Annotated in this window: 11 protein-coding genes and 1 pseudogene; 5 read left to right on the top strand and 7 right to left on the bottom strand. The window is 72.7% G+C overall.

Features of this window, described 5'->3' with window-relative positions:
• Positions 1-229: 229 nt before the first annotated feature.
• Positions 230-667 (top strand): cell division protein SepF, encoded by a 438-nt coding sequence (locus tag TU30_RS12725; RefSeq protein ID WP_042168720.1) that lies wholly within the window; start codon positions 230-232, stop codon positions 665-667.
• Positions 668-723: 56 nt separating this feature from the next.
• Here the strand turns inward: TU30_RS12725 and TU30_RS12730 are convergent, their stop codons facing one another.
• Entirely contained in the window at positions 724-1,914 is a 1,191-nt protein-coding gene (locus TU30_RS12730) for an acyl-CoA dehydrogenase family protein (RefSeq protein WP_042168723.1), read from the bottom strand.
• Positions 1,915-2,079: 165 nt separating this feature from the next.
• Positions 2,080-3,747, bottom strand: coding sequence for an MFS transporter (locus TU30_RS12735; protein ID WP_042168724.1), 1,668 nt, complete (start codon positions 3,745-3,747; stop codon positions 2,080-2,082).
• Between the two features lie 293 nt (positions 3,748-4,040).
• Between TU30_RS12735 and TU30_RS12740 the strand changes: the two genes are divergently transcribed.
• Both TU30_RS12740 and TU30_RS12745 read left to right on the top strand, forming a co-directional pair.
• Positions 4,041-5,336, top strand: coding sequence for a mannosyltransferase family protein (locus TU30_RS12740; protein WP_042168726.1), 1,296 nt, complete (start codon positions 4,041-4,043; stop codon positions 5,334-5,336).
• Between the two features lie 266 nt (positions 5,337-5,602).
• The gene (locus TU30_RS12745; RefSeq protein ID WP_042168727.1) at positions 5,603-6,601 is read left to right on the top strand and encodes a phosphatase PAP2 family protein; all 999 of its coding nucleotides are present in this window, start codon (positions 5,603-5,605) and stop codon (positions 6,599-6,601) included.
• Between the two features lie 84 nt (positions 6,602-6,685).
• Here TU30_RS12745 and TU30_RS12750 read toward each other — a convergent pair whose 3' ends face one another.
• Complete coding sequence (locus TU30_RS12750) at positions 6,686-6,901, bottom strand: I78 family peptidase inhibitor (protein WP_042168729.1); 216 nt, start codon at positions 6,899-6,901, stop codon at positions 6,686-6,688.
• Between the two features lie 267 nt (positions 6,902-7,168).
• A pseudogene (locus TU30_RS12755) lies at positions 7,169-8,223 on the bottom strand (helix-turn-helix transcriptional regulator).
• Positions 8,224-8,648: 425 nt separating this feature from the next.
• On the opposite strand from TU30_RS12755, the gene TU30_RS12760 reads away from it, so the two are divergent.
• Both TU30_RS12760 and TU30_RS12765 read left to right on the top strand, forming a co-directional pair.
• Complete coding sequence (locus tag TU30_RS12760) at positions 8,649-9,470, top strand: hypothetical protein (protein WP_042168730.1); 822 nt, start codon at positions 8,649-8,651, stop codon at positions 9,468-9,470.
• A gap of 127 nt (positions 9,471-9,597) precedes the next feature.
• Positions 9,598-10,017 carry a hypothetical protein gene (locus TU30_RS12765; RefSeq protein WP_042168732.1) on the top strand — a complete coding sequence of 140 codons (420 nt, stop codon included), beginning with the start codon at positions 9,598-9,600 and terminating at the stop codon, positions 10,015-10,017.
• Positions 10,018-10,113: 96 nt separating this feature from the next.
• Here the strand turns inward: TU30_RS12765 and der are convergent, their stop codons facing one another.
• From der to cmk, 3 genes are all read right to left on the bottom strand, one after another.
• A complete protein-coding gene (gene der, locus TU30_RS12770; protein ID WP_042168736.1) occupies positions 10,114-11,592 on the bottom strand; it encodes a ribosome biogenesis GTPase Der in 1,479 nt (492 codons plus the stop codon).
• A gap of 75 nt (positions 11,593-11,667) precedes the next feature.
• Positions 11,668-12,315, bottom strand: coding sequence for a 1-acyl-sn-glycerol-3-phosphate acyltransferase (locus TU30_RS12775; RefSeq protein ID WP_042168738.1), 648 nt, complete (start codon positions 12,313-12,315; stop codon positions 11,668-11,670).
• Entirely contained in the window at positions 12,312-12,992 is a 681-nt protein-coding gene (gene cmk, locus TU30_RS12780) for a (d)CMP kinase (protein WP_042168739.1), read from the bottom strand. Before cmk ends, TU30_RS12775 begins: the two co-directional genes overlap by 4 nt.
• Positions 12,993-13,030 lie beyond the last annotated feature (38 nt).

Genomic DNA, 13,030 nt, shown 5'->3' on the forward strand with positions numbered 1-13,030 from the left:
CCGTACGCGCCGCCGATCACCCATACGCCGAAAAGAATCATATTTCACTCACAGTCAGCATCCCTTTACATCAGGACCCTTGGGGGGCTTGGGCTCTCGACGGATGCGCCCTGCACCAGTACCGTCACAAACCCCCCGCGCGGCGTCCAATCGCTTGGCGCGCCATCCGCATCATGGACGACCATAGGGATGCGGAAAGCAAGAAGGACCGCTGTGAGAGGAGGCGTCCATGGGATCGGTACGCAAGGCAAGTGCCTGGCTTGGCCTCGTCGACGACAACGAAGACGAGCGTTACTACGACGACGACTACTCCGACGGGGCCGAGCCCGGGGACGCCTGGGTCACTGATCCGCGGGTCAAGGTGGCCACGGACGTCGCCGCGGAGAAGGGCCGCCGCATCGGGACGGTGACCCCGGACGGCTTCCGGGACGCCCGCGCCATCGGCGAGCTGTTCCGGGACGGGGTCCCCGTCATCATCAACCTCACCGCGATGGACGCCGGTGACGCCAAGCGCGTCGTCGACTTCGCCGCCGGGCTGATCTTCGGTCTGCGCGGTTCCATCGAGCGTGTGTCCAACCGCGTGTTCCTGCTGAGCCCGGCCGACACCGAGGTCGTCAGCGGGGAACCGGCGGCGCACCGGTCGGACGGCTTCTTCAACCAGAGCTGAGGCGGGGCCGCTCGCCGGCCCCGCACCCGCCCTCCCACCCACACGTCCCACCCGGCCTACCGGAACGCGTCGATCCCGGTCAGCGCCTTGCCCAGCACGAGCTGGTGCATCTCCACGGTGCCCTCGTAGGTGAGCACCGACTCGAGGTTCGTCGCGTGCCGCATGACGGGGTACTCCAGCGAGATCCCGTTGGCACCCAGGATCGTGCGGGCCGTACGGCAGATGTCGATGGCCTCGCGGACGTTGTTCAGCTTGCCGAAGCTGACCTGCTCGGGCCGCAGGCGGCCGGCGTCCATGCGCCGCCCGAGATGATGGGCGAGCAGAATCCCCTTGTGGAGTTCGACCGCCATGTCGGCGAGCTTGGCCTGCGTCAGCTGGAACCCGCCGATGGGCCGCCCGAACTGCTCCCGCGATTTCGCGTAGCCGACGGCGGACTCGAAGCAGGCGCGCGCCGCGCCCATCGCGCCCCAGACGATCCCGTACCGGGCGTGTGTCAGGCAGCTGAGCGGTCCGCGCAGACCGGTCGCCCCGGGCAGTACGGCGTCGGCGGGCAGCCGTACGCCGTCGAGGACCAGCTCGCTGGTGACGGAGGCGCGCAGCGACCACTTGTGCCTGATCTCGGGCGCCGAGAACCCCGCGCTGCCGGTGGGCACCACGAAGCCGCGGATCCCGTCGTCGGTCTGCGCCCACACCACGGCGACGCCGGCGACCGAGCCATTGGTGATCCACGTCTTGCGGCCGTCCAGCACCCAGTCCCCGCCGTCGCGCTTGGCGTGGGTCCGCATGGCGGCGGGGTCGGAGCCGTGGTCGGGTTCGGTGAGCCCGAAACAGCCGATCACCTCGCCGGCGGCCATCTCCGGCAGCCACTGCCGCTTCTGCTCCTCACTGCCGAACCGGTGGATCGCGTACATGGCGAGCGAGCCCTGGACGGAGACCAGGGACCGGATGCCGGAGTCGGCGGCCTCCAGCTCCAGGCAGGCGAGCCCGTACTGCACGGCCGAGGCGCCCGCGCAGCCGTAGCCGCCGAGCGGCATGCCGAGCGCGCCGAGCGCGCCGAGTTCCCGGGCCAGCTCGCGGATACCGGGCAGTTCACCCTTCTCGTACCAGTCGGCGACGTAGGGCAGCACCCGGTCCCCCGCCCAGGTGCGCACGGTGTCCCGGACGGCCAGGTCCTCCGGCTCCAGCAGGTCGTCGAGGCCGAGCGGGTCGGCCGGGTCGAAGGGGGGCGACTTCACGGACATGGACACCCTCCGGGGCGCTCGGGCCGGGGCCGAACCGGGCCGGATGCGGCCGGTACGGACCCGGCCGGTGCCGATGCGGCTCGTGCTGCTCGACCAGCACTGCCGGCCAGGTTCGGAGCGACGTTACGACGCGGTGCCGCGCACGTCCACCCGTCCGCACCGCGGCACGCCTCACACCGAGACGCGGGACTCCGCGGCCTCCCTCGGCGCGGGGACGTCGGCCACCTCGGCGGGCACGTCGGCCGGCCCACGGGCGGGCCCGCCCGTGGGCACCTCGGCGGGCGCCTCCCCCGCGGTCGCCGGCTCGCACTGCATCGTCCGCGGCAGCCGCAGCGCCATGACGGCCCCGAGCAGCAGCAGGGCCGCGCTGACCAGCAGGGTCACATGCAGCCCGTGCACGAAGGCATGGCGGGCCGCGTCCCTCAGAGCGGCTCCGGCGGGCCCGCCCAGCTGTGCGGCGACCCCGTAGGCCTCACCCAGTGAGTGCCGCGCCGCCGAGGACTCCGGGGCCGAGACCCCGGGAACGTCCCTGAGACCGGGCGCGTAGGCCGCGTTCATGACGCTGCCGAGGAGCGCGATCCCTATTCCGGCGCCCAGTTGGTAGGAGGTCTCGCCCATGGCGGCGGCCCCTCCCGCCTGTTCCGACGGCGCCTCGCTCAGCATCGACTCGTACGCCCCGAACAGGGTGGTCTCCAGACCGAAGCCGAGCAGGACGAACCCGCTCAGCAGCAGGAGGCGGTTGTCCTGCCCGCCCATCGGGGTCAGCAGCAGCACCGCGGCGGCCGTCAGACAGAATCCGGAGAAGACCATGCGGCGCGGTCCGAACCGGCGCAGCAGCCGCGCGCCGGCCAGCCCCGCCGCCATCGCGGCGAACGTCAGCGGCAGCAGGCGCAGTCCGGTCTCCAGCGGGGAGAGTCCGAGGACGAGCTGGAGGTACTGCGCGGCGATCAGTTCCAGCCCGACCAGGGCGAGCATCGCCAGCACGATGCAGCCCACCGACGTGCTGAACGCCGGCCGGGCGAACATCCGCAGGTCGACCAGCGGATGCGCGCGCCGGCGCTGCCGGCGGACGAAGGCGGCCAGCAGGGCGGTGCCCCCGGCCAGCGACAGTACGGTCCACAGGCCTCCGGCGGACTCGCCGCCGAGCCGCTTCACGCCGAGGACCACCGCGAACAGTCCGGCGGCTGCCATCAGCGCGCCCGTCACGTCCCAGGGGCCGGTGCCGTCCCCCTTCGACTCGGGCAGCAGGATCCTGCCCACCGGGAGGCTGACCAGCATCAGCGGGATGTTGATGAGGAAGACCGAGCCCCACCAGAAGTGCTCGAGCAGGAAACCGCCGAGCAGCGGTCCGACCGCCGCGCCCACCGCGGCGACCGCGCTCCAGATGCCGATGGCGAGCGCCCGCTCGCGCCGGTGGGGGAAGACCTGGCGCAGGATCGACAGCGTCGCCGGCATGATCATCGCGCCGCCGACGCCGAGCAGCGCCCGCGCCGCGATCAGCACCGGCGCGCTGTCCGCGAGCGCCGCCAGTCCGGAGGCGACCCCGAACAGGGCGTAGCCGAGCAGGAGGACGCGTCTGCGGCCGACCCGGTCGCCCAGTGTGCCGAAGAGGATCAGCAGCGAGGCGCAGACCAGCGGGTAGGCGTCGACGATCCAGAGCAGTTCCATCGCGCCGGGCCTGAGGTCCTCCGTGACGGCGGGGACCGCCACGTGCAGCACTGTGGCGTCGACGGCCACGAGCAGCAGGCTGACGCAGAGGACGACGAGCACGACCCAGCGGTTGGCACCGGCCCCGGCCGCCCGACGGCGCAGCGCGGCAACCGTGGTCGTCCCGGACATGTACAGACCTCCCAGATGTTCCCTCGCCCTCGGCGGGCTCACGGGTGGGGGACTCCCCCGTGACTCGGCCGGAGAGGAGCGGTACGGCTCCGGCCCGCGCAACGAACGGCGAGTGACAGGCAGCGTACGCGAGGCCGCGCCGGTGTCGAGTGGCGGGTCTCTCACATCTCGGGCCCACAGGTGTGGCGTGCGCCACTTCCGCACCGCTGCCCACCGCTTCCGCGCGGCCCCCTCCAGGGGTTCGCACGCCCCGTGGGCCGGACCGACCGCGCGCCCGGTCGATAATCGGGCCCGTGATCGTTCTCGAGAGACATGCCGCCCCGGCCCGCCCCGGAGCACTGCGCAGGGCCGCGCCGGCGCTCCTCGGGTACGCCGCCGTGCGCGCCCTGGGCCTGCTCGTCCTGGCCCTGTGGAGCGAGGCCCGCGGCAAGAGCGCGTACACCTTGCTCACCGCCCGCTGGGACGCCCTGTGGTACACGAGGGTCGCGGAGCTGGGGTACGGCTACGAGGTGCGCCTGGCGAACGGGGACGTGCACTCGAACCTGGCCTTCTTCCCCCTGCTCCCCTGGCTGGAGCGACTGGTGGCGGCGGTGTCGCCGCTGTCGTACGCGGACGGGGGCTTCGTGGTCGCCGTGTCGGCCTCGCTCGCCGCGGCCTGGGGGATCTTCGCGGTGGCGGACCATGTGTACGGGCCGCGGGCCGGGGTGGGCGCGGTGCTGCTCTGGGCGGTGCTGCCGGTCGGGATCGTCCAGTCGATGGCGTACAGCGAGTCCCTGTTCACGGCGCTCGCCGCGTGGTCGCTGTACGCGGTGCTGACCGGGCGCTGGGTGACGGCCGGTGTCCTGGCGGCGCTGGCCGGTCTGACCCGCCCGGTCGGGCTGGCGGTGGTCGCGGCCGTCTGGGCGGCGGGCGTCGTCTCCTTCCTGCACGAGCGCCGCACGCGTGAGGACGAGCGCCGCTCGTTCGGTCGGAGTGGTGGCTCGACGACGGTGGACGGCGCGCGCTCCGGGAAACGCGCCGCCCCGGAGGGGAACACCCGGCGCGTGACCCGCGCCGGGGGCGTGCCCACCCTGCCGGGCGCCCCCGGGACGGGTGTCCGCCGGGCGCTCGGCCTGTTCGTCGCTCCGCTCGGTGCCGCCGGTTACGTTCTGTGGGTCGGGCACCGGACCGGGCAGGGCCCGTTCGGGTATCTCGAGGTGCAGGCGGGCTGGCGGAACGGGTTCGACGGCGGTTTCGCCTTCGCCCGGTTCACGGCAGAGAAGTTCACGTCGTTTCCGTCGGCCCCGGCGGGACTCGGGCTGGTTCTCGGGGTCGGGCTGCTGGTCCGGCTGTACGTGCTCTGCGTACGGCAGCGTCAGCCGCTCCCGCTGCTGGTGTACGCCGGTGCCGTCACCCTCCTCGCCCTGTGCGCCTCGAGCTACTTCGGCTCGAAGCCGCGTCTGCTGATGCCCGCCTTCCCGTTGCTGCTGCCCCCCGCCCTGGCCCTGGCCCGGCTGCGTACGCCCGGGGCGGCGCTGGTGGTGGGGTCCGTCGCGGTGGCCTCCGCGGTGTACGGCGCCTTCTGGCTGAACGGCTCCGGGCCACCCTGACCGCTCCCGCGGGCCGTGCCCGGCCCTTCCCCTGCCGACGGGCGGTGAGCACCGGGGAAAATCTGCGCCAGCCCTCGGTGAACACATTCCAAAAGCGCGACAAAAACGCCCTCTCGAATGATCAAAGGAATTGAGACCGACGCCGTCCGGGGATTGCCGATTCGCGGAAAACAAAGGCCTCCTTGAGAGCAATCCCACATCACATCGTCATCACAAAGCCGCCGATTCGACGGGCAAGCGCGTTCACTCCCTGTAACGTCGATTGGGTGCGTACCGAACGGAAGACCACCCGTCTGGACCGGGTGTTCGCGAGGCTGGATCGTGAGCCGGAACGACCGGCCCACCTCGACGTGCCTCGAATGAGCCGGCACCGGACGGTGCTTTTCGGCTCCACCCTGGCCTTCTACGTGGCGATCGTGTGGGCCGTGGTCATCACGTCCTGGCTGGTCCGGCTGGACTGGCAGGTGATGTTCTTCCGCCCGTACGAGCAGTGGGCGGAGCTGCACGCCTTCGTCGACTACTACGTGGTGCTCGGCCAGCGCGGTCCGACCGCGGTGATGGTCGCGGCCTGGCTGGGCTGGCGCTCCTGGCGGCAGCACACCCTGCGTCCGCTGCTCGCGCTCGCGGTCTCCCTGCTGTTGCTCAACGTCACCGTCGGTGCCGCGAAGTACGGCATGGGGCGCCTCGGACCGCATTACGCGACCGAGATCGGCTCCAACGAGATGTGGCTCGGCGGCAGTATATTTCCCAGCGGCCACACCGCGAACGCCGTGGTGACCTGGGGGATCCTGGCCTACCTGGCCTCCACGCCCTGGGCGCGGCGCTGGTTGTCCGCCCTGTCCGCGGTGACCTCGCTCGGCGTCGGGCTCTCCACCGTCTACATCGGCACCCACTGGCTGAGCGACGTCCTGCTCGGCTGGGTGGCGGGCCTGCTGATCCTGCTGGCCCTGCCCTGGTTCGAGCCGCTGATCGCCCGTGCCGAGGACCGGATCTTCGACTGGCGCGACCACTGGCGGGACCGCCGGGGCCGGACGCCGCTCCCGGCCCCCGCCGTCGCGACACCGGTCATGCTCAAGCCGCTCACCGGCCGCGAGGCCCCCGAGCCGGTCCCGGCGTCCCGGCCGGCCGGGCGGCCGGGCGCGTATCTGGCACCGGGACCGCACTCGACACGCGGGGAGCGCGCACCGGTCACCCCCGCCGGCAGCCGCCGCCCGCCGCACGGCGAGCGCCATCCGCGCGGCAACACCCCGGCGCCCCGCCCCTGACGGCCCCACAGGGCCCCGCGGCGGCGGCCCGGTGCACGCACCCCGGCCCCGGTTCCCTCGTGGAACCGGGGCCTTTGCCGTGCCTCAGCCCTTCCAGGACCTCGCCACCGTGCCGTCCTTCACCTCGAAGTTCAGCCGTCCCACCCGGTACTCCATGGTGATGATCGCGCCCGGCGGCAGCGCCCGGACCGTCGCCCAGCCGCGCTCGCGCGCGAGTTGCTCGGCCCGGTCCGCGGGCAGGCCCACATAGACGTCCGGGCTGTCGTCGGGTTCCGCGGAAGGTGTCGGAATAGGTGCCATACGGTCACGCTATGCCCTGCCCGGCGGACGGGGAAGGCCGGACCGGGAACACCTGCCCGAGATCCCCCGGCGGTCACACTTCTGTCACAGGACCACGACAGACGTTTATGCTCGCCACCCTCACACGAATGGATGATTTGAAGCCTCTTCGCTCGGGAGGCGAACACAATTTCCGGCCATCGCGCCGACGTCGCGGATAAACCCGGAGAAGGGTTCCCGAAGAAGTACCCCGGGGCCCCTTCAGGTCATTCCATTCCGTCGCCGTGACTACAGGGGCACGCCCCCGGCGACGACTCTCCACGGAAAATCCGCCGGTCCCCCACACGGTCCGCACGCTCCGGTGTCAGCTCGCCGCGTCCGCTTCCCCCGCCCGGGACAGGGCGCGGGAGAGCCGGTCGCGGGCCGTGGCGATCTCCTCGACCAGCCCTGCCGGCTCCAGCACCTCGAACTCGAAGCCCAGCAGCAGCACGTGGACCATCAGGGCGTCGAAGCTCGCCGCCCCGGTGCTCAGGACACAGGCGTCCGGCCCGTCCGCCCGGAGCGCGCCGGTGGAGGGCGAGATCCGCTCCGCGGCCTCCTCGACGGGCACCAGCAACCGGATCGCGGCCTGCGAGGCGTACGCGCGCGTGGAGACGCCCCGGGAGACATAGGAGGCCAGGTCCCCGGCCGGGGGCTCGCGCGGGACGAAGCGGGGGCCGTGCGGGGGCTTCGGGGTGACACGGTCCACCCGGAAGGTGCGCCAGTCCTCGCGGCCGAGGTCCCAGGTACCAGCGGCGTTCCGAGCACACCAGACGGTGCGGTTCCACGGTGCGGCGTCTTGTCGCGCCCTCGTGGTCGCGGTACTCGAAGCGCAGGCGCCCGGTGTCGCGGCAGAGCTGGGCGAGTTCGGTGAGCAGGGCCGGGTCGACGGCGTCGGCACCCGGTCCGCGCAGCATCGGCACGGTGACGGCGTTCAGGGCTCCGACCCGGCGGCGCAGCCGGTTCGGCAGCACCTGTTCCAGTTTGGCCAGGGCCCGCACCGAGGTCTCCCCGATGCCTTCGATGCCCTGCCCGGCCGCCGTACGCAGGCCGACCGCGACGGCGACCGCCTCGTCGTCGTCCAGCAGCAGCGGCGGCAGTTCGGCCCCCGCGCCCAGCTGGTAGCCACCGCCGGTTCCGGGACTGGCGTTGACGGGATAGCCGAGTCCGCGCAGCCGGTCCACGTCCCGGCGCAGGGTCCGGGAGCTGACCCGGAGCCGCTCGGCCAGATCGGCTCCGCACCACTCACGATGGGCCTGGAGCAGGGACAGCAGACGCAGCAGACGTGCCGAGGTCTCCACCATGGGCCGAGTCTGTCAGCCCTTGCGGACAGCCGTTGTCCGCAAGGAGGCGGTCCCGCCCGGCGGCCGGGAACCGGCGGCCGGGCGGCACCTCACCTCGGGGCCCAGCCCCTGATCAGCCCCGGTAGCGACATTCTCAGGACACCCGCTCCACTCCCTGGTCTCAGGACGTGCCGACCAGCGGGCCGCGCGCCGTGTGAGCCACCTCACTCGAGCAACAGCATTGGTGTTGCAGACAGTTGACGATGGGTGTCCGGTTCCGTGCCGGAAGTGACCGCGCGCGCGGGACGGTTCGGTTCCGTTCGCTCCCGGGCGTGACTCCCGCCACAGATCGCCCGTTGTCATCTGTACGAGCCGGGGACCCGCCCCGGACCACGGGCCGGGACCCACCCGGCCTCGCCACGCACCGCATCCCGAGGGAGCCACCCGTGCCGCGCATGCTCGACGTCAGCGACGAGGTACGCGCCGAGATCGGCGACGAAGAAGCCGACCGTCTGCTCGCCGGAGATTCCGCCGCGGGCGGTTACGACTGCACCTCCTGCCGCACACCGGGCGATCCGGAGCAGGAGCGGACCAGCACTGTGCTGTTCATCGGGGACGAGACCGCCGTTCTCGCCTTCGCCCATTCCACCTGCCTGCCCTCGCAGGTCGTCCAGGTCACCGAGGCGCAGCTCCAGGGCGCCGTGCGGTCCATCAACGGCGACGCCGCGGCCCCGCCGGCGCCCGTGCAGAACGCGCAGGCCGCCCCCGGCCGGGCCGCACCGCACGTCGTACCGGAGCAGGCGGTGCTCGGCGTGACCAGCGGGCTGGTCCTGATCTCCGGGGAGTTGCACCCGGCGCTGGTCGTCGAGCCGACCGCGCCGGTGGCGCGGCCCGGTTCGCCCGGGTTCGGCGACGACTTCCTGCCGCTGCTCGTCGAGCAGGGCTTCATGCCCGTGACCGAGCTGTCCACCGCGCCGTCCGTGCTGCACGGCTGGTCGGTCCTGCTGGCCGTGGGGCAACTGCACGCGGTGCTCCAGCCGAACCCGAACGGCGGGCAGCCGGTGGCCTGGTGGCAGGCGCACCAGCCGCTCCAGGTCACCGAGGGCTGGCGGGCGGCCGCCAACAAGCACCAGCAGGTACTGCTGTTCGCGGCCCCGGTCGGCTCGATCGGCCGTCAGCCGCGCGAGGACCTGCTGCGCGACGCGCTGGACAGGGCCGCGGCGGACGGAAGGCTGGTCGCGGCGGCCCTGCCGCTCGCCGGTCTCTGACCGGCTGACGGCCGATGACCGACGGCGGACACCCGACTGGCATCCGGCCGCCGGCCGACAGGCCGGTAACCGGCGAAAACCCGTACCACGGCCGCATCCCTTGCCGGGCGGGGTCGTTGGGAGACATGTGCACGCATACGACGCTCCCCGCCGCCAGCCCTTCCCCTTGGTCCCCGCCCCCGTGCGGTCGGCTCAGGACTCCGCGGGCGGCCCTTCGGCCACGCCGATCTACGACGCGCTCTACGCCGAGTACGTGAAGTCCTTCCGCTCGCTGCCGGGCGACCGCAGCGGCGAGGAGAAGCTGGGCTTCACCTCCTTCGGAAGCGGCCCGCACAGTACGGGAACGCCCGTCGGCCACGGGTCGGGGACGTTCGGCGGTTCCGTCGGCGGCGAGTCGTACGGCGCCTACAGCGCGGGGGCGAGCAGCGCCCGTCAGGGTGCGGACCGGCAGCCGCAGTGGCAGCGCGTCCCGGCGGTCGGCCGGCACGCCGTCGGACGGCCCCACGCGCCGGCGGCGCTGCCCCCGGCCCCGCGCCGGGAGACCTGACCCGGGGCCACCGACCCCCGGCCCGGTCGACCGGGCATGGTGGAGGGGGCGGTCCCGGCCGGGACCGCCCCCTCCACCATGCCCGCCGTCGTTACGTCACTTCTTCTTGCCGCGCTTCTCGCGCACCCGCACCGAGATGTGGACGGGCGTGCCCTCGAAGCTGAACTCCTCGCGCAGCCGGCGCTCGATGAACCGTCGGTAGCCCGCCTCGATGAAGCCGGAGGCGAACAGCACGAACCGCGGCGGCCTGGTGCCCGCCTGCGTGCCGAACAGGATGCGCGGCTGCTTGCCGCCCCGCACGGGGTGCGGGTGGGCGGCGACCAGCTCGCCGAGGAAGGCGTTCAGCCTCCCCGTCGGGACGCGGGTCTCCCAGCCCTCCAGAGCCGTCTCGATCGCCGGGACCAGCTTCTCCATGTGGCGTCCGGTGCGGGCCGACACGTTCACCCGCGGCGCCCAGGCGACCTGGCCGAGTTCGGTCTCGATCTCCCGCTCCAGGTAGTAGCGGCGCTCCTCGTCGAGGGTGTCCCACTTGTTGAACGCGAGGACGATCGCGCGCCCCGCCTCGACGGCCATGGTGACGATGCGCTGGTCCTGCACCGAGATGGAGTCGGCGGCGTCGAGGAGGACGACGGCGACCTCGGCCTTCTCGACGGCGGCGGCGGTGCGCAGCGAGGCGTAGTAGTCGGCGCCCTGCTGGAGGTGGACACGCTTGCGGATGCCCGCGGTGTCGACGAACTTCCAGGTCTTTCCGCCCAGCTCGATCAGCTCGTCGACGGGGTCCCTGGTGGTTCCGGCGATCTCGTTGACGACGACGCGCTCCTCACCGGCCACCTTGTTCAGCAGCGAGGACTTGCCGACGTTCGGGCGGCCGATCAGGGCGATCCGGCGCGGGCCGCCGACCGCGGCGTTGAAGGTCTGCGCGGGGGCCTGGGGCAGCGCCTCCAGGACCTGGTCCAGCATGTCGCCGGTGCCGCGGCCGTGCAGGGCGGAGACCGGGTGCGGCTCGCCCAGGCCCAGGGCCCACAGGTAGGAGGCGTCGGCCTCGCCGCTCGGGCCGTCCACCTTGTTGGCGCACAGGACGACCGGCTTGCCGGCCTTGCGCAGCAGCCGGACGACGGCCTCGTCGGTGTCGGTCGCGCCCACCTTGGCGTCCACCACGAACACCACGGCGTCGGCCGCCTCGATCGCGTACTCGGCCTGCGCCGCCACGGAGGCGTCGATGCCGAGGACGTCCTGCTCCCAGCCGCCGGTGTCGACGACCTTGAAGCGGCGGCCCGACCACTCGGCCTCGTAGGTGACGCGGTCGCGGGTGACGCCCGGCTTGTCCTCGACGACCGCCTCGCGGCGGCCGATGATGCGGTTCACCAGGGTCGACTTGCCGACATTGGGCCGGCCGACGACGGCGAGCACGGGCAGCGGGCCGTGTCCGGCCGCCTCGAGGGCGCCCTCGACGTCCTCGAGGTCGAAGCCCTCCTCCGCGGCGAGCTCCATGAACTCCGCGAACTCGGCGTCGCCGAGCGCCCCGTGGTCGTGCTCGTGCTCGGCCGAGCCGTCGGGCTGGATGTGGTCGTTCATGAAGTCCGTACCTCGTTGTTCATCGTGGTGGTCGGTGGAACACCCGGTTCCGGGTGTTCCACTACTCAGTGTCCGCTAACGCCCGGTGAGGCGCCTGGCGTTTTCCAGGTGCGCGGTGAGCTGCTTCTGGATGCGCTCGGTCGCCTCGTCCAGCGCCTTGCGGGTGCGCCTGCCGCTGCCGTCGCCCGCGTCGAACGGGTCACCGAAGACGACGTCGACGCGGGAGCGCAGCGGGGGCAGCGTCTTTGTCAACCGTCCGCCCTGCCCGGAACTTCCCAGGACCGCGACGGGCACGATCGGCGCGCCGCCGCGCAGGGCGAAGTAGGCGAGCCCCGCGCGCAGCGAGGCGAAGTCGCCCTCCCCGCGGGTGCCCTCGGGGAAGATGCCGAGGACGCCGCCCTGTTCCAGGACGCCCAGCGCCCGGGAAATGGCCGTGCGGTCGGTGGTGTTCCGGTCCACCTTCACCTGGCCGATGCCGGTCAGGAACGGGTCGAGCGGCCCGACGAACGCCTCCCTCTTGATCAGGAAGTGCGTCGGCCGGGGCGACACGCCCATGACCATCGGGCCGTCGATGTTGTGGGAGTGGTTCACGGCGAGGAGCACCGGGCCGGCCGTGGGCATCCGCCAGGCGCCCAGCACGCGCGGCTTCCAGAAGCCGTACATCAGGCCGACGCCGATACGCCGCCCGACCTCGGCGCCCCGCGCCGACGGAAGCCCGGTCACCGGCCGGCTCGCTTCTCCTCGACGAGGGTGACGACGCACTCGATGACCTGGTGCAGGGACAGGTCGGTGGTGTCCACCTCGACCGCGTCGTCCGCCTTGGCCAGCGGGGAGGTCTTGCGGCTGGAGTCGGCCGCGTCCCGCTTGACCAGGGCCTCGCGCGTGGCGTGCAGGTCGGCGCCCTTGAGCTCGCCGCTGCGGCGGGCGGCCCGCGCCTCCGGGGAGGCGGTGAGGAAGATCTTCAGGTCGGCGTCGGGCAGCACGGTGGTCCCGATGTCCCGTCCCTCGACGACGATGCCCGTGACGGCGGAGGCGGCGATCGTGCGCTGCAGCTCGGTGATCCGGGCGCGCACCTCGGGGACCGCGCTGACCGCGCTGACCTTGGAGGTGACGTCCTGCTCGCGGATCGGGCCGGCCACGTCGACCCCGTCGACCGTGATGGCGGGGCTCTCCGGGTCGGTGCCGGAGACGATCTCGGGCTTGCCGGCCGCGGCGGCGATCGCGGCGGGGTCGGCGGTGTCGATGCCGTTGGTGACCATCCACCAGGTGATCGCCCGGTACTGGGCGCCGGTGTCCAGGTAGCTCAGGCCGAGCTGTGCCGCCACGGCCTTCGACGTGCTCGACTTGCCCGTGCCGGACGGGCCGTCGATGGCGACAATCACTGGCGTGGAGCTTTCCACAGTGGGGACCTTCCTGGACCTGGCTGCCGGGGGACGGG

It is taken from the genome of Streptomyces sp. NBRC 110035, assembly GCF_000829695.1.
Classification (GTDB): Bacteria; Actinomycetota; Actinomycetes; order Streptomycetales; family Streptomycetaceae; genus Streptomyces.